The 16,205-nt window shown below is 56.8% G+C and carries 7 protein-coding genes, 2 tRNA genes and 3 rRNA genes; 3 read left to right on the top strand and 9 right to left on the bottom strand.

Going from position 1 to position 16,205, the window contains the following annotated elements; genetic code table 11:
* Window positions 1-146: 146 nt before the first annotated feature.
* Genes mksB through mksF form a run of 3 tightly spaced genes read left to right on the top strand, consistent with a single transcriptional unit; the run spans window position 147 to window position 4,958 of the window.
* Window positions 147-1,424: an Mks condensin complex protein MksB gene (gene mksB, locus RHM69_RS24575; protein ID WP_014716784.1), complete on the top strand. Its 1,278-nt coding sequence runs from the start codon at window positions 147-149 to the stop codon at window positions 1,422-1,424.
* Window positions 1,414-2,121 (top strand): Mks condensin complex protein MksE, encoded by a 708-nt coding sequence (gene mksE / locus RHM69_RS24570; RefSeq protein WP_014716783.1) that lies wholly within the window; start codon window positions 1,414-1,416, stop codon window positions 2,119-2,121. Before mksB ends, mksE begins: the two co-directional genes overlap by 11 nt.
* Window positions 2,118-4,958, top strand: a complete 2,841-nt coding sequence (gene mksF / locus RHM69_RS24565) for an Mks condensin complex protein MksF (RefSeq protein WP_060766653.1) — start codon at window positions 2,118-2,120, stop codon at window positions 4,956-4,958. The genes mksE and mksF overlap by 4 nt, the downstream gene beginning before the upstream one ends.
* 186 nt (window positions 4,959-5,144) lie before the next feature.
* On the opposite strand, the gene RHM69_RS24560 is transcribed toward mksF, so the two are convergent.
* The 9 genes from RHM69_RS24560 to RHM69_RS24520 form a co-directional block, all read right to left on the bottom strand.
* A complete protein-coding gene (locus tag RHM69_RS24560; protein ID WP_019817032.1) occupies window positions 5,145-7,448 on the bottom strand; it encodes a PqiB family protein in 2,304 nt (767 codons plus the stop codon).
* Complete coding sequence (locus tag RHM69_RS24555) at window positions 7,441-8,064, bottom strand: paraquat-inducible protein A (RefSeq protein WP_019817033.1); 624 nt, start codon at window positions 8,062-8,064, stop codon at window positions 7,441-7,443. The genes RHM69_RS24560 and RHM69_RS24555 overlap by 8 nt, the downstream gene beginning before the upstream one ends.
* Complete coding sequence (locus RHM69_RS24550) at window positions 8,051-8,710, bottom strand: paraquat-inducible protein A (protein WP_014716779.1); 660 nt, start codon at window positions 8,708-8,710, stop codon at window positions 8,051-8,053. The genes RHM69_RS24555 and RHM69_RS24550 overlap by 14 nt, the downstream gene beginning before the upstream one ends.
* Before the next feature lie 191 nt (window positions 8,711-8,901).
* Window positions 8,902-9,017 (bottom strand): 5S ribosomal RNA (rrf, locus tag RHM69_RS24545).
* A gap of 151 nt (window positions 9,018-9,168) precedes the next feature.
* Window positions 9,169-12,060: ribosomal RNA gene (locus RHM69_RS24540) — 23S ribosomal RNA — on the bottom strand.
* 247 nt (window positions 12,061-12,307) lie between these two features.
* Window positions 12,308-12,383: transfer RNA gene (locus RHM69_RS24535), tRNA-Ala, on the bottom strand.
* A gap of 30 nt (window positions 12,384-12,413) precedes the next feature.
* Window positions 12,414-12,490 (bottom strand) — tRNA-Ile (locus tag RHM69_RS24530).
* A gap of 81 nt (window positions 12,491-12,571) precedes the next feature.
* Window positions 12,572-14,108 (bottom strand): 16S ribosomal RNA (locus RHM69_RS24525).
* Together the 16S, 23S and 5S rRNA genes with 2 tRNA genes alongside form the textbook arrangement of a ribosomal RNA operon.
* A gap of 572 nt (window positions 14,109-14,680) precedes the next feature.
* A complete protein-coding gene (locus RHM69_RS24520; RefSeq protein ID WP_014716778.1) occupies window positions 14,681-16,174 on the bottom strand; it encodes a CoA-acylating methylmalonate-semialdehyde dehydrogenase in 1,494 nt (497 codons plus the stop codon).
* Window positions 16,175-16,205: the final 31 nt, after the last annotated feature.

Raw genomic sequence — 16,205 nt, 5'->3', positions numbered from 1 at the left:
CTCGGCCACTTGTGGATAAGTAAAGAGCGGGGATTCTACCGCTGTTCGGCCACAATCGCCCACTGCGCACTGACCGGCTGTGGATAAATCCCGCGCCTGATGCAGTACAATCGCGACTTTTAATCGCCAACCAGCCGGCCATTCCCATGATCGAACCCAAGCGCGTCCTGCGCGCCCTCGCCGAACACTGGGCCTTACTTGAGCCTCTGTGCGAACACTTCGACCAAGGCACCCTGAGCCTGGGCGAGCTGCGCGCGCAATTGGCCGCCCAACAACTGGACAGCACGCCCCAGGACATCACCAGCCTGCTGGACGTGTGGATTCGCCTGGATATCCTGGTGCCTGTCGCCAAGAGCCCGAACCGTTTCGAGCTCAACGCGCAGATCCACGACTTCCTCGCCTATCTTCGCAAGGAGCACCGGCTTGGCCTGTGCCTGGAAATCGAAGCCTACCTGCGCCACCTGGAGCGCCTGGCCGGTTATATCCAGGACGCCTTCGACATCCGCGACGGCCATGACCTGGCTCGGCAACTGCGCCTGCTGGATATGCGCGTGCGCGACGTGCTGAAAAAACTTGCCAACGACGAACAGGCCCTCGCCGCCGTGGCTGACCGCGCCAAGACCAGCGACCGCCAGATTCCGTTGCGCCAGCGCTACGCCGAAGTACTGGCGACCTGGGACGAATACGTCGAGCCGATGATCCAGTTGGTGAACGCCGACGGCGCCTTCGAGCAAGGCGTGCGCAAGGTGGAAAACGTGCTGCTGCGCATGCTCACCGAGCAACAGCGTCTTGGCCACCTGGTGGACGACGACATGCTGCTGCGCACCCACGCACGCATTCTCGAAATGCAAACCAGCGCCCAGCTGACCTTGCGCCATGCACGGGAGTTGCTGCTGCCGCTGCGTGAAGAAGCACGCCGGCATAACGCCGTGACTCGCGGTGCGGCGCTGGCCCTGTCGGCGATTCGCCGCAAAGGCCTGGACGCGGTGCCGCAAGCGGCGATGCCGATGTTCACGCGGCCGCAAAGTACCTTCCTGGGCAGTGCCAGCCAAGTCGAAGCCTATGTGTACGCCTTGGCGAATTTCGAGCCGAAACCGGCGCGTTTCCCCAAGGCGCACAAGTCCCACAAAGGCGAAGCCCCGCGCGCACCGCGTACGGTCAAGGAAATGCTTGAACGCTGCGAAGACGCGTTGCCAATGCCGGACCTGATGACCTGGCTGCTGGAGCAGGAACCGGACGGCGCCACCGATGAATTGCTGTACTGGTTCTCGCGCCTGTCCCGGGAAAAACGCTTCAAGCGCGAGCGCCTGGAACGTCGCGATTACCACACCCACGAGCACCAGGTCAGCCTGCGCTCCTTCGCCCTGCTCCCGGCCGGCGTCGATGCCACCGAGAATTCTGCGAGCACGCCTTATGCATCTTGATCTATCCGAACTGTCCCAACTGGCGCCGATCTTTCGCGAGCTGTTCAAGGGTTACCACGTCAGCCGCCGCGACCCGGAGCTGTACGCGCAATTGTCGAACTTCCAGGACCAGTACCGCACGCTGTTCAAGGCGCTGGGCTTTGAGCTGGTGTGCGATACCCGCGGCTTCTATTACTTCGTGCCGGACACTGCCGTGGCTGCCGCGCAGGTGAACAAAACCGCCCAGCGCCTGGCCTTGTTTACTTTCATCATCGTCGAACACCTGGCCGACCAAGGCCGCGACCCGGTTGCCGTGCTCGACGGCGGCAGCCTGGGCCGTGATGAATTGCCTTCGTTGCTGGAGAAATACCGTGACCTGTTTATCCAGGCCGAGGTGCAGACCCAGGAAGAACTCGAAGAAAAGATCATGCGCCGCATGACCCAACTGGGTTTTGCCAGCGAAGACAACGGTATCTACCGTTTCCTGCCGCCGATGCACCGCTTCCTGGATGTGTGCCTGTCGGTGCAGCAAGACCGCGACCTCGCCGCCAGCGTGCACAGCGTACTGCCACTGCCAGCACCGGTGATTATCGACGAAGACAGCGATGAGAAACTGCTGAAGACCGATGACCCGCTGGATTTGAGCGCCTTCACTGAGGAAAGCGAAGAAGATGCCCTGGCCCGTGCCATTGCCGAAGAACAGGAGACCGACGCATGAGTAAGGAACGCTACGGCATCCGCCGCTTCGCCCTATTGAACACCGCCGGTTACAGCCTGGGTTTGTTCCCGCTGGAAGAACCGCTGTCGGTGTACGGCGCCAACAACCTGGGTAAATCCGCCTCGATCAACGCCTTGCAGTTCCCGATCCTGGCACGTATGTCGGACATGAGCTTCGGCAAGTACACCCTGGAACAATCACGGCGCTTCTACTTTGCCACCGACACCAGCTACATCCTGGTAGAAGTCTCGCTGCCCCACGGCCCCCACGTCATCGGCGTGGTCGGCCGCGGCCCGGGCGGCGGCTTTGGTCACCAGTTCTTTGCCTACGCCGGCAAGCTGGACCTGGCCCACTACCAGAAAAACGACACCTGCCTGCGCCAGAAAGAGCTGTTCACCAACCTTGAGCGCGAGGGCCTCAAAGCCTACGAACTCAAGCCTGATGAGCTGCGGCGCTTGCTGGTGGGCGGGCATACGTCGATCCCGCTGGACCTGACCCTGATTCCGCTGCGCTCCACCAGCGAGCAGAGCCTGAAGACGTTCCGCGCGCTGTTTATCAACCTGCTACACATGCGCGAAATCACCGCGGCCAAGCTCAAGCAACTGTTCCTTGATGCCTTCGAACACAGCCTGCGTTCGGGCAGTGTCGATTACATCGCAGCCTGTGAAGAAGCCTTCCGCGATGTGCGACGCATGGAGCAGGACTACAACTCGCTGGTGGCAGCCGGCCCCTTGGTTGAAGCCTTGGCCAATGGCGTGAAACAGCGCGACGCCCTGCGCGGCAAACTGCATCGCCTGTCGCCACTGCTGGATTCATTGCTGGGCACTTGGTCGGACTACGCCAGTGCGCGCAAGGAAGAGCTGACCATCCAGGCCGAACACTACCGCAACGAGCAGGACGCGCTGCAAAACGACCAGCGCGGCGGCACCCAAGAGCTGATGCGCCTGGAGCGCGAAATCAGCGGCATCCAGCGTTGGTTGGGCGAGTTGTCGGTGCTCAAGCATCGCTTTGCTCTGGTGGATGACGTCAAGATGCTGGAGCAACAACTGCTCGCCGCCAAAGACGCCCACGATGAACTGGCGGGCGCCTTGGCGCAGTCGCGACAGTTCAGCGCCGAGGACCTGGACGAGCGCCTGCGCGACCTGGAAAAGCGCTTGAAGTCGGTCAAGCAGCAGCTCGATCACGCGGACAACAACAGCTACGCCAAGCTGCGCGAAGAGTTCTCGCAGCAGGATGTCGAGCGCCTGATGCGCCTGTTCAACAGCTCGTTGTTCAGCCTGCCGCTGGGCGAACATGGCATCACGCTGGACGAAGACGGCCAGTGGGTCAAATCCCTGGAGCAGATCCTCGATAGCTTCAAGGGCGAGCGCTTTGAAGTGCCGGGGCTGTCCATCGACATCTCGCACATCGAGCCGCCGGCACTGCAAGCCCTGGCGGACCGCGCCGCGTTGCGTGACCAGAAAGAACGTCTGGAAAAAGAACTCAAGCAACTGAAAACCCAGCAGGCCGTGGCGTCCGACCGCGCCGCGAGCAAGACCCAGACCGAAGCGCTGTACCAGCAGGTACTGGATGCCCAGAAGGCCCTGGAAGACTTCCGCCGCACCCAGACCCTGAGCGCCGAAGAAGGCGAGAAGCTGGAAAACCTGGCGCAGATGGAAGCCGCCCAGGACGAGTTGAAACGTTCCAGCGATGCCTTTACCGAGCGCGTCCAGCAACTGTCGGCCAAGCTGCAATTGGTCGGCCGCCAGATCGGCGATATGGAAGCCAAGCAACGCACGCTGGATGACGCCTTGCGCCGTCGTCAGCTCTTGCCGGCGGACCTGCCGTTCGGCACGCCATTCATGGACCCGGTCGACGACTCCATGGACAACCTGCTGCCGCTGCTCAATGACTATCAGGACAGTTGGCAGGGCTTGCTGCGCGCCGATGGCCAGATCGAAGCGCTGTACGCCCAGGTGCGTCTCAAGGGCGTGGCCAAGTTCGACAGCGAAGATGACATGGAGCGTCGCCTGCAGCTGCTGATCAACGCTTATGCGCACCGCACCGATGAGGCGTTGACGCTTGGTAAGGCACGTCGTGCGGCGGTCACCGATATCGCCCGTACCCTGCGCAATATCCGCAGCGACTACGACAGCCTTGAACACCAGTTGGCGTTGTTCAACCGCGAGATCAACAAACGCCAGGTGTCCAACCTGCAGAGCTTTCGCATCGTGCTGGCGCCGAACAAGGAAGCCCTCAAGCATATCGACCAGATCATCCACAGTGCCGGTCAGTATGAAGAAGGCGAGACCCTCTCGGTGTTCGACCTCAGCCAGAGCGCCGAACAGGACAACAAGAACGAAGAAGCCAAGGAATACCTGGCTCGCCTGGTAGCCGCCAACCATAACCAGTTGGGCCTCAAGGACTTGTTCGAATTGGCGTTCGAGATCACCAAGGTCAACGGCCAGCCGGTGATCCATACCGACATCGACGGCGCTGCGTCCAACGGCACCACCATGACCATCAAGGCACTGACCAACATGTACCTGTTGCTGCACTTGATGGACCGCGACCAGGCCGGTCGCGTACGGTTGCCGTACTACCTCGATGAAGCGGCAGATATCGATGAGAAGAACCAGGCCGCCTTGCTGGAAACCAGCCTGCAATTGGGCTTTGTACCGATCCTGGCCAGTGTGAAGCCGCAGGTGTCCGCCCAGGTGGCGATTGACCTGGAAGGCGGCAGCGGGCCGAACGGGATCTACATCGATGAGGCGGACTGGAAGTACATCCGTCGCCATGATGTGGTGAAGGCGACGATGAATGTACAGGCGGACGAGCCGGAGCTGGATGAAGTCTGACGGGTTGTACTGAAAGGCAAAAAGGCCGCGATCCTTTGGATCGCGGCCTTTTTTTCGGTTTGGGATTTGCGGTGTGTTTGTGGGCCTCATCGCGGGCAAGCCCGGCTCCCACAGGGATATGCATTTTCAGCAAGTATGCATTCCAACTATGGGAGCCGGGCTTGCCCGCGATAGCCGCGCCTCGGTTTATTTACCGAGTGGAATCTTAGGCGCCCAGGTCAGCCACTCATCCTCAAACTTGTCGAACAACGGGAACGTCTGCTGCGGCCGTGCCGGGTTACCCATGCGCTCGCCATCCGGGGTGGCAAAGGCGATCCCGCCGGCCACCAGCGTTTCCAGGGACTCGGTACGCACGGTCGCGCCCTTGAACAAGCCGAAGTCGAGGCCAAAGCCGCTGGTGTTCCAGAAGCGGCTGCCACTGCGTACCAGCGGCGCGTACTTGGGTTCGATCAGGATGTGCACCAGCACGCGGTCAGCGGTCTGGCCCAACTCGTAGCCGGTGACTTTACCCACCGTCACTTCACGGTAGGTGACCGGTACCCCTTCCTTCAGCGAACCACGGCGGGCGGCGCTGAGTGTGAGGCTCAGGCCAGCCTCCTGATGCACCGCTTCGGGCGGCTGGGCCAGGGCGACAAAACTCTTTTGCGGGCCGGCATTCTTCGCGGCCGGTTGCACTTCGATGTATTGGCCGGTGACCAGGGTCTCCAGGTTAGCCGTCTTCATCAGCCCCAGTTCCGGCTTGACCACCCAGAACTGACTGCCCGTACGCGCAATGCGGTCCGCGACCTGAGTGATACGCGCCTTGAGCAGCACCGACTGCATGTCGGCACTGAGGTCGACACTTTCGATCTTGCCGACATCCAACCCCTTGAAGCGCACCGGTGTGCCGGCGCTCAGGCCGTCGGCGCGGTCGACTTTGATGGTCACCAGAGTGCCGTGCTGGTTGGCGGCATCACGGTCGGCATACAGGCGAAAGCGCGGGATGCGATGTTTCAATGGCACATTCGGTTCCGGCGTTTCGAAGGCGATACCACCCGCCATCAGGCTGGCCAGGGACTCGCTTTTGACCTGGATGCCGCCGGTGAGGCCGCCCGTAAGGGTGACGCCGCTGGCATTCCAGAAGCGCGTCGAGCCGTTGACCAGGCTTTCGTATTCCTTCTCGATATGAACGCCGATCACCAGCTGTTTTTTCTTGCGTGAAAACTGGTAGCTCTGCACCGAACCGACTTTGACCTGTTTGTACAGAATCGGGCTGCCGACATCCAACGAGCCCAGGCTGTCGGTGAGCAGCACCATGTGCAGCCCCGGGGAACGCAGGTCCAAAGGCGGGGCCTTGGCGCGGGCTACGTATTCGCGTTGTGGCGGGGTGCCTTTGTCGCCTGGGCGAATCGCGATGTAGTTGCCCTTGACCAAGGCCTCCAGGCCAGTGATGCCTGCCAGGGAGATGGACGGCTTGACCACCCAGAATTGCGTGTCTTCGACCAGGTAATCTTCAGCCAATGGATCGAGGGTCAGCTCGGCGCTGGCGCTGGACAGGTCCGGATCGATCTTCAGGGTTTTCAGGCTGCCGACCTGGATGCCTTTGTACATGACCGGCGTACGCCCGGCCTGCAGGCCTTCAAAGTCAGTGAGCTTGACCTTGACCTTGATCCCCGCTGCGGCGGCATCGAAATCTTCGTATAGGCGGAAAGGCAGGCTCGGGTCGGTGGGCGGGCTGTCTTTGCGGTTTTCAGGAGTGGCGAAGGCGATACCTCCGGCGACAATGCTGGAGAGGGATTCGCTGCGCACTTTCAAGCCGGAAAGGTTGGCGTCGATACTGATGCCGCTGGCATTCCAGAAACGCGTGTGTTTGCGCACCAGGTTGGCGTAGGTCGGCTCGATATAGACCTTGATCTCGACGGTGCTCTGGTCTTCAGACAGCAGGTAGCTTTTAACCTGGCCGACCTGAATCTGCTTGTAGAACACCGGGCTGCCACGGTTCAGCGAGCCCAGGCGATCGGCCTTGAGGGTCAGGTGCAAGCCGGGCTTGGCGTCGGATAACGGCGGTTCTTCGGAGAGCGCCTTGAACTTGCGCGTGGGCTCGCCGTCACCGGGGCTGGCGGCGATGTAGTTACCTGAAACCAGGGTTTCCAAGCCGGTGATGCCGGCAAGGCTGACGCTGGGCTTGACCAACCAGAAGCGGGTGTTGGTCTTCAGGTACTGCTCAACGTCCTTGTTCATCTCGATGGTGGCGATCACCCCGCGATTGCTGCCCTCGTCATCCAGGGCCAGGGTTTTGACCTTGCCCACGGTCATGCCTTTGTAGACCACTTCGGTCTTGTTGATCTGAATGCCTTCACCGCTCTCAAAGCGAACTTGAATCTCGATACCTTGCTGGGAATAGGCACGCCACCCCAGCCAGCCACCGATGATCAGGGCAATCAGGGGCAACACCCAAATGGCCGACCAGTTAGAGGCTGGGCGGGTTTTAGCTTTAGGCAAATCACTCATGGTCGTCGTCCGACTCCGTGTTATCCCAAATCAGTCGGGGATCGAAAGTTACTGCGGCAAGCATCGTCAAGATCACCACACTGGCGAACGCCGCAGCGCCGAGGTTGGCCTCGACACTGGCGAGTCGCCCAAAGTTAACGACCGCCACCAGGATGGCGATCACGAAAATATCCAGCATGGACCAACGCCCAATGAATTCGATAAAGCGATACATCACAATGCGTTGTTGCGCGGACAGTGGCTGGTGACGCTGCACCGAGAAAAGCAGCAAGCCAATGCCGACCAACTTGAAGGTCGGTACCAGGATACTGGCGATGAACACCACGGCAGCGATAGGAAACATCCCGTGCTGCACCAATTGGATGACACCCGACATGATGGTGCTGGGGTCGCCTTGGCCGAGGGAGCTGACCGTCATGATGGGTAACAGGTTAGCGGGGATATACAGGATTGCGGCGGTGATCAACAGTGCCCAGGTGCGTGTAAGGCTATTAGGGCGACGGGCATGGATCAACGCGCCGCAACGGGTGCAGAGTTGCTCATCGGTATCCGCTTCCTGCTTGTTCAACTCATGGCATTCGGTACAAATCAGAATGCCTGCATCAATCGCCCGCATGGTCATCCTCTCCTGACAGCGCTTGCCAGATCTGATGAGGTGACATCACCACCTCAAGCAGAACTTGGACTATTAATAAACTGACGAAGCAGACCAGACCCAGGCCAATGGTGATGGAGGCCATATCGGCGAGCTTTACGATCGCCACCAGCACACCCATCAAGTAGACCTCCAACATCCCCCAATCCTTCATGTGGTGGTAGATGCGGTATAGCAGCAGCCCGTAGTTGCGACCGATGTTCCAGCGAATGCTGAGCAGCACTGCCAATTGGCACAGGAGCTTAAGCAAGGGGATGCCCATGCTGCACAGGAACACTACGGCGGCAACGCCTTGCATACCGGTATCGAACAGGCCGACCACGCCGCTCCACACGGTGTCCTCCGAGGACTGCCCGAGTAGATTGAGCTGCATGATGGGCAAAAAGTTCGCGGGGATGTACAACAGCAGGGCTGCCAGTACCAAGGCGAGGCTGCGCTCGACCACATTGTGCCGATGAGCGTATAGCTCGTAACCACAACGTGGGCATTGGGCTTTTTCGCCGAGGGCGAGCGTTGGTTTGCGCATCAGCAAGTCGCACTCATGGCATGCCACCAGGTCGTCCAGCGGTAAATCCGACACCTCGCGGGCATCAACCGGATCGGGCATAGATAGGGCTCTGACTCTAATAATGGTTAGGTGGCTATTCTAGTGGTGTCGCTCAGAAATAACTGTGCAAATTTGTCGGGCCAGTCAGGTCGCAGGTGGGGGCGGACAGGCGTGCGGGGACAAGGCGGACACTTTTCGAGCGCCCAAAACAAAACCCCAACTGCTTTCGCAATTGGGGTTTCGGAATTTAATCTTGACGATGACCTACTCTCACATGGGGAAACCCCACACTACCATCGGCGATGCATCGTTTCACTGCTGAGTTCGGGATGGGATCAGGTGGTTCCAATGCTCTATGGTCGTCAAGAAATTCGGGTACTGAGTCGTGGCCAGTTGGCCTCGCTTCAGCAAATTGGGTATGTGATAGTTTTCGGTGTTTTGTGAGCGTCGAACTTTCGGTTCATTGCGTCTTCACACACCGCAATCTGGCCTTTCGACTCAAATTGCTTGGGTGTTATATGGTCAAGCCTCACGGGCAATTAGTATTGGTTAGCTCAACGCCTCACAGCGCTTACACACCCAACCTATCAACGTCGTAGTCTTCGACGGCCCTTCAGGGAACTCAAGGTTCCAGTGAGATCTCATCTTGAGGCTAGTTTCCCGCTTAGATGCTTTCAGCGGTTATCTATTCCGAACATAGCTACCCGGCAATGCCACTGGCGTGACAACCGGAACACCAGAGGTTCGTCCACTCCGGTCCTCTCGTACTAGGAGCAGCCCCTCTCAAATCTCAAACGTCCACGGCAGATAGGGACCGAACTGTCTCACGACGTTCTAAACCCAGCTCGCGTACCACTTTAAATGGCGAACAGCCATACCCTTGGGACCGGCTTCAGCCCCAGGATGTGATGAGCCGACATCGAGGTGCCAAACACCGCCGTCGATATGAACTCTTGGGCGGTATCAGCCTGTTATCCCCGGAGTACCTTTTATCCGTTGAGCGATGGCCCTTCCATACAGAACCACCGGATCACTAAGACCTACTTTCGTACCTGCTCGACGTGTCTGTCTCGCAGTCAAGCGCGCTTTTGCCTTTATACTCTACGACCGATTTCCGACCGGTCTGAGCGCACCTTCGTACTCCTCCGTTACTCTTTAGGAGGAGACCGCCCCAGTCAAACTACCCACCATACACTGTCCTCGATCCGGATAACGGACCTGAGTTAGAACCTCAAAGTTGCCAGGGTGGTATTTCAAGGATGGCTCCACGCAGACTGGCGTCCACGCTTCAAAGCCTCCCACCTATCCTACACAAGCAAATTCAAAGTCCAGTGCAAAGCTATAGTAAAGGTTCACGGGGTCTTTCCGTCTAGCCGCGGATACACTGCATCTTCACAGCGATTTCAATTTCACTGAGTCTCGGGTGGAGACAGCGCCGCCATCGTTACGCCATTCGTGCAGGTCGGAACTTACCCGACAAGGAATTTCGCTACCTTAGGACCGTTATAGTTACGGCCGCCGTTTACCGGGGCTTCGATCAAGAGCTTCGCGTTAGCTAACCCCATCAATTAACCTTCCGGCACCGGGCAGGCGTCACACCCTATACGTCCACTTTCGTGTTTGCAGAGTGCTGTGTTTTTAATAAACAGTCGCAGCGGCCTGGTATCTTCGACCGGCATGAGCTTACGGAGCAAGTCCTTCACCCTCACCGGCGCACCTTCTCCCGAAGTTACGGTGCCATTTTGCCTAGTTCCTTCACCCGAGTTCTCTCAAGCGCCTTGGTATTCTCTACCCAACCACCTGTGTCGGTTTGGGGTACGGTTCCTGGTTACCTGAAGCTTAGAAGCTTTTCTTGGAAGCATGGCATCAACCACTTCGTTACCTGAAAGGTAACTCGTCATCAGCTCTCGGCCTTAGAATCCCGGATTTACCTAAGATTCCAGCCTACCACCTTAAACTTGGACAACCAACGCCAAGCTGGCCTAGCCTTCTCCGTCCCTCCATCGCAATAACCAGAAGTACAGGAATATTAACCTGTTTTCCATCGACTACGCTTTTCAGCCTCGCCTTAGGGACCGACTAACCCTGCGTCGATTAACGTTGCGCAGGAAACCTTGGTCTTTCGGCGTGGGTGTTTTTCACACCCATTATCGTTACTCATGTCAGCATTCGCACTTCTGATACCTCCAGCAAGCTTCTCAACTCACCTTCACAGGCTTACAGAACGCTCCTCTACCGCATCACTTACGTGATACCCGTAGCTTCGGTGTATGGTTTGAGCCCCGTTACATCTTCCGCGCAGGCCGACTCGACTAGTGAGCTATTACGCTTTCTTTAAAGGGTGGCTGCTTCTAAGCCAACCTCCTAGCTGTCTAAGCCTTCCCACATCGTTTCCCACTTAACCATAACTTTGGGACCTTAGCTGACGGTCTGGGTTGTTTCCCTTTTCACGACGGACGTTAGCACCCGCCGTGTGTCTCCCATGCTCGGCACTTGTAGGTATTCGGAGTTTGCATCGGTTTGGTAAGTCGGGATGACCCCCTAGCCGAAACAGTGCTCTACCCCCTACAGTGATACATGAGGCGCTACCTAAATAGCTTTCGAGGAGAACCAGCTATCTCCGAGCTTGATTAGCCTTTCACTCCGATCCACAGGTCATCCGCTAACTTTTCAACGGTAGTCGGTTCGGTCCTCCAGTTAGTGTTACCCAACCTTCAACCTGCCCATGGATAGATCGCCCGGTTTCGGGTCTATTCCCAGCGACTAGACGCCCTATTAAGACTCGCTTTCGCTACGCCTCCCCTATTCGGTTAAGCTCGCCACTGAAAATAAGTCGCTGACCCATTATACAAAAGGTACGCAGTCACCCAACAAAGTGGGCTCCCACTGCTTGTACGCATACGGTTTCAGGATCTATTTCACTCCCCTCTCCGGGGTTCTTTTCGCCTTTCCCTCACGGTACTAGTTCACTATCGGTCAGTCAGTAGTATTTAGCCTTGGAGGATGGTCCCCCCATATTCAGACAAAGTTTCTCGTGCTCCGTCCTACTCGATTTCATGGCTAAGAGATTTTCGCGTACAGGGCTATCACCCACTATGGCCGCACTTTCCAGAGCGTTCCGCTAATCTCAAAGCCACTTAAGGGCTAGTCCCCGTTCGCTCGCCACTACTAAGGGAATCTCGGTTGATTTCTTTTCCTCAGGGTACTTAGATGTTTCAGTTCCCCTGGTTCGCCTCTTGCACCTATGTATTCAGTACAAGATAACCATCTTATGATGGCTGGGTTCCCCCATTCAGACATCTCCGGATCAAAGTCTGTTTGCCGACTCCCCGAAGCTTTTCGCAGGCTACCACGTCTTTCATCGCCTCTGACTGCCAAGGCATCCACCGTATGCGCTTCTTCACTTGACCATATAACCCCAAGCAATCTGGTTATACTGTGAAGACGACATTCGCCGAAAATTCGAATTTCTCAACTAAGAGAACTCACAAATTTTACCTTAGCCTGATCCGTTACCAGTGAAAGTAACGTTCAGTCTATCTTTCTATCACATACCCAAATTTTTAAAGAACGAACTAGTCAAAGACTAGAAATCAACATTCACCATCACAACGATGGAATGCTCATTTCTAAGCTTTATACAAACAGAAGCAGTAGTGGTGGAGCCAAACGGGATCGAACCGTTGACCTCCTGCGTGCAAGGCAGGCGCTCTCCCAGCTGAGCTATGGCCCCGTATTTCTACAGGCGTTTCCCACACAAAATTGGTGGGTCTGGGCAGATTCGAACTGCCGACCTCACCCTTATCAGGGGTGCGCTCTAACCAACTGAGCTACAGACCCAATTTCGGGCTGCTTCTTTCGTCTTCTTCAATGAATCAAGCAATTCGTGTGGGAACTTATGGAGCAGCTGATGTCGTCGATTAAGGAGGTGATCCAGCCGCAGGTTCCCCTACGGCTACCTTGTTACGACTTCACCCCAGTCATGAATCACACCGTGGTAACCGTCCTCCCGAAGGTTAGACTAGCTACTTCTGGTGCAACCCACTCCCATGGTGTGACGGGCGGTGTGTACAAGGCCCGGGAACGTATTCACCGCGACATTCTGATTCGCGATTACTAGCGATTCCGACTTCACGCAGTCGAGTTGCAGACTGCGATCCGGACTACGATCGGTTTTATGGGATTAGCTCCACCTCGCGGCTTGGCAACCCTCTGTACCGACCATTGTAGCACGTGTGTAGCCCAGGCCGTAAGGGCCATGATGACTTGACGTCATCCCCACCTTCCTCCGGTTTGTCACCGGCAGTCTCCTTAGAGTGCCCACCATAACGTGCTGGTAACTAAGGACAAGGGTTGCGCTCGTTACGGGACTTAACCCAACATCTCACGACACGAGCTGACGACAGCCATGCAGCACCTGTCTCAATGTTCCCGAAGGCACCAATCTATCTCTAGAAAGTTCATTGGATGTCAAGGCCTGGTAAGGTTCTTCGCGTTGCTTCGAATTAAACCACATGCTCCACCGCTTGTGCGGGCCCCCGTCAATTCATTTGAGTTTTAACCTTGCGGCCGTACTCCCCAGGCGGTCAACTTAATGCGTTAGCTGCGCCACTAAAAGCTCAAGGCTTCCAACGGCTAGTTGACATCGTTTACGGCGTGGACTACCAGGGTATCTAATCCTGTTTGCTCCCCACGCTTTCGCACCTCAGTGTCAGTATTAGTCCAGGTGGTCGCCTTCGCCACTGGTGTTCCTTCCTATATCTACGCATTTCACCGCTACACAGGAAATTCCACCACCCTCTACCATACTCTAGTCAGTCAGTTTTGAATGCAGTTCCCAGGTTGAGCCCGGGGATTTCACATCCAACTTAACAAACCACCTACGCGCGCTTTACGCCCAGTAATTCCGATTAACGCTTGCACCCTCTGTATTACCGCGGCTGCTGGCACAGAGTTAGCCGGTGCTTATTCTGTCGGTAACGTCAAAATTGCAGAGTATTAATCTACAACCCTTCCTCCCAACTTAAAGTGCTTTACAATCCGAAGACCTTCTTCACACACGCGGCATGGCTGGATCAGGCTTTCGCCCATTGTCCAATATTCCCCACTGCTGCCTCCCGTAGGAGTCTGGACCGTGTCTCAGTTCCAGTGTGACTGATCATCCTCTCAGACCAGTTACGGATCGTCGCCTTGGTGAGCCATTACCTCACCAACTAGCTAATCCGACCTAGGCTCATCTGATAGCGCAAGGCCCGAAGGTCCCCTGCTTTCTCCCGTAGGACGTATGCGGTATTAGCGTCCGTTTCCGAACGTTATCCCCCACTACCAGGCAGATTCCTAGGCATTACTCACCCGTCCGCCGCTCTCAAGAGAAGCAAGCTTCTCTCTACCGCTCGACTTGCATGTGTTAGGCCTGCCGCCAGCGTTCAATCTGAGCCATGATCAAACTCTTCAGTTCAAACATCTTTGGGTTTTTAAGAAACCCTAAACTTGGCTCAGCAATCGTTGGTTACATCTTTGATTTCTCGCGGAGTAACTTGTGATGCTGATAATCTTGTTGACTATCAGTCTGACTCCACAAGCACCCACACGAATTGCTTGATTCAGTTGTTAAAGAGCGGTTGGTTAAGATCTTTCGTCTCAACCGAGGCGCGCATTCTACAGCAGCCTCATTTGCTGTCAAGTGGTTATTTTCAGAAGTTTTCGAAGATTTCTTCAACAACTTCAACCACTTGCGCTTGCGATCTCTCGTAAGCGGGAGGCGAATTCTACAGCGTTACACGCTGCTGTCAACACCTCTTTTTCAACTTCCTTTTGGCTTCGATGAACTGAAGCAACTTGCTGTCGAGAACCGCGTAACTCATTGTTTACCAAGGAGTTTTCCGTTTCTACTGCGCCGGAAGTGGGGCGAATTATAGGCTTCCAGAATTTGCCGTCAACCTTCTTTTTCACATTTCTGTCATATAAGTCAAAAAAGCTCCAACAACGCAAAGGCCGGCCCCAAGGGGCCGGCCTTTTACCTACCGAGCCTTACAGGCTGGGAAAGGCGAATTGCGACGCTTCATGGCTGGCCCGTTGCGGCCAACGCTGGGTGATCGCCTTGCGACGAGTATAGAAACGCACCCCGTCCGGCCCATAGGCATGCAAGTCGCCAAACAGCGAACGCTTCCAGCCACCAAAGCTGTGATACGCAACCGGCACCGGCAGCGGCACGTTAACACCCACCATGCCGACTTCAATCTCATCACAGAACAGACGCGCCGCTTCACCATCACGGGTGAAGATACAAGTACCGTTGCCGTATTCATGATCGTTGATGAGTTGCATCGCCGCTTCCAGGCTATCCACCCGCACTACGCACAACACCGGGCCAAAGATCTCTTCTTTATAGATACGCATCTCAGGGGTGACGCGGTCAAACAAGCTGCCACCGAGGAAAAAACCTTGCTCATGCCCGGCAACACTCAAGCCACGGCCATCAACGACCAGCTCAGCCCCCGCCGACACACCGTCTTCTATATAGCCACTGACTTTATCTCGCGCCTGCCCCGTCACCAACGGGCCCATATCCAGCCCGCAAGAAGTGCCCGCACCAATCTTCAACGCCTTGACCTGTGGCACCAGCTTGGCAATCAATGCATCCGCCACCTGATCGCCCACGCACACAGCCACCGAGATCGCCATGCAACGCTCACCGCAGGAACCATACGCCGCGCCCATCAGGGCACTCACAGCGTTATCCAGGTCTGCATCCGGCATCAGCACCGCGTGGTTTTTCGCCCCGCCCAGCGCCTGCACACGCTTGCCACGTTTGGTCGCTTCGGAATAGATGTACTCGGCAATCGGCGTCGAGCCTACAAAGCTCAAGGCTTTGACTTCAGGCGCTTCGATCAATGCGTCCACCGCGCCCTTGTCGCCATGCACCACGCTGAGCACGCCTTTGGGCAGCCCGGCTTCCTGCAACAGCTGCGCGATCAACAGCGTCGAACTCGGGTCGCGCTCTGAAGGTTTAAGGATGAAACAGTTACCGCAGACAATCGCCAGCGGGTACATCCACAACGGCACCATCGCCGGGAAGTTGAACGGGGTAATACCCGCTACCACGCCCAATGGCTGGAAGTCCGACCACGCATCAATGTTCGGCCCTACGTTGCGGCTGTATTCACCCTTGAGAATCTCCGGCGCCGAGCACGCGTACTCCACGTTCTCGATCCCACGCTTGAGTTCACCCGCGGCGTCTTCCAGGGTTTTGCCATGTTCTTCGCTGATCAACTGCGAGATCCGTGCTTCGTTCTGCTCCAGCAGTTGCTTGAAACGGAACATCACCTGGGCACGCTTGGCCGGCGGCGTATTGCGCCAGGCCGGAAACGCCGCCTTGGCTGAGTCAATCGCCTGTTGAATGGTTTCACGGCTGGCCAACGGCACCTGGTGAATCACCTGGCCGGTAGACGGGTTATAGACGTCGGCACTACGACCGCTGTCGTTGACCAGCTCACCGTTGATCAAATGCTGGATAAGGCTCATGCAGGGCTCCTGAAAAATTGTTCTATATAGA

Source organism: Pseudomonas sp. CCI1.1 (assembly GCF_034348165.1).
Lineage (GTDB): Bacteria > Pseudomonadota > Gammaproteobacteria > Pseudomonadales > Pseudomonadaceae > Aquipseudomonas > Aquipseudomonas paracarnis.
Note: the sequence above shows the minus strand (reverse complement) of the source record. Positions and strands in the feature narration are given on the sequence as shown.

Bases quoted from the DNA above. Each gene is read 5' to 3' on its own strand.
- mksB (WP_014716784.1), top strand. From the start codon at position 147: ATGATCGAACCCAAGCGCGTCCTGCGCGCCCTCGCCGAACACTGGGCC.
- RHM69_RS24555 (WP_019817033.1), bottom strand. From the start codon at position 8,064: ATGCGGGCGATTGATGCAGGCATTCTGATTTGTACCGAATGCCATGAG.
- mksF (WP_060766653.1), top strand. From the start codon at position 2,118: ATGAGTAAGGAACGCTACGGCATCCGCCGCTTCGCCCTATTGAACACC.
- RHM69_RS24520 (WP_014716778.1), bottom strand. From the start codon at position 16,174: ATGAGCCTTATCCAGCATTTGATCAACGGTGAGCTGGTCAACGACAGC.
- RHM69_RS24550 (WP_014716779.1), bottom strand. From the start codon at position 8,710: ATGCCCGATCCGGTTGATGCCCGCGAGGTGTCGGATTTACCGCTGGAC.
- RHM69_RS24560 (WP_019817032.1), bottom strand. From the start codon at position 7,448: ATGAGTGATTTGCCTAAAGCTAAAACCCGCCCAGCCTCTAACTGGTCG.
- mksE (WP_014716783.1), top strand. From the start codon at position 1,414: ATGCATCTTGATCTATCCGAACTGTCCCAACTGGCGCCGATCTTTCGC.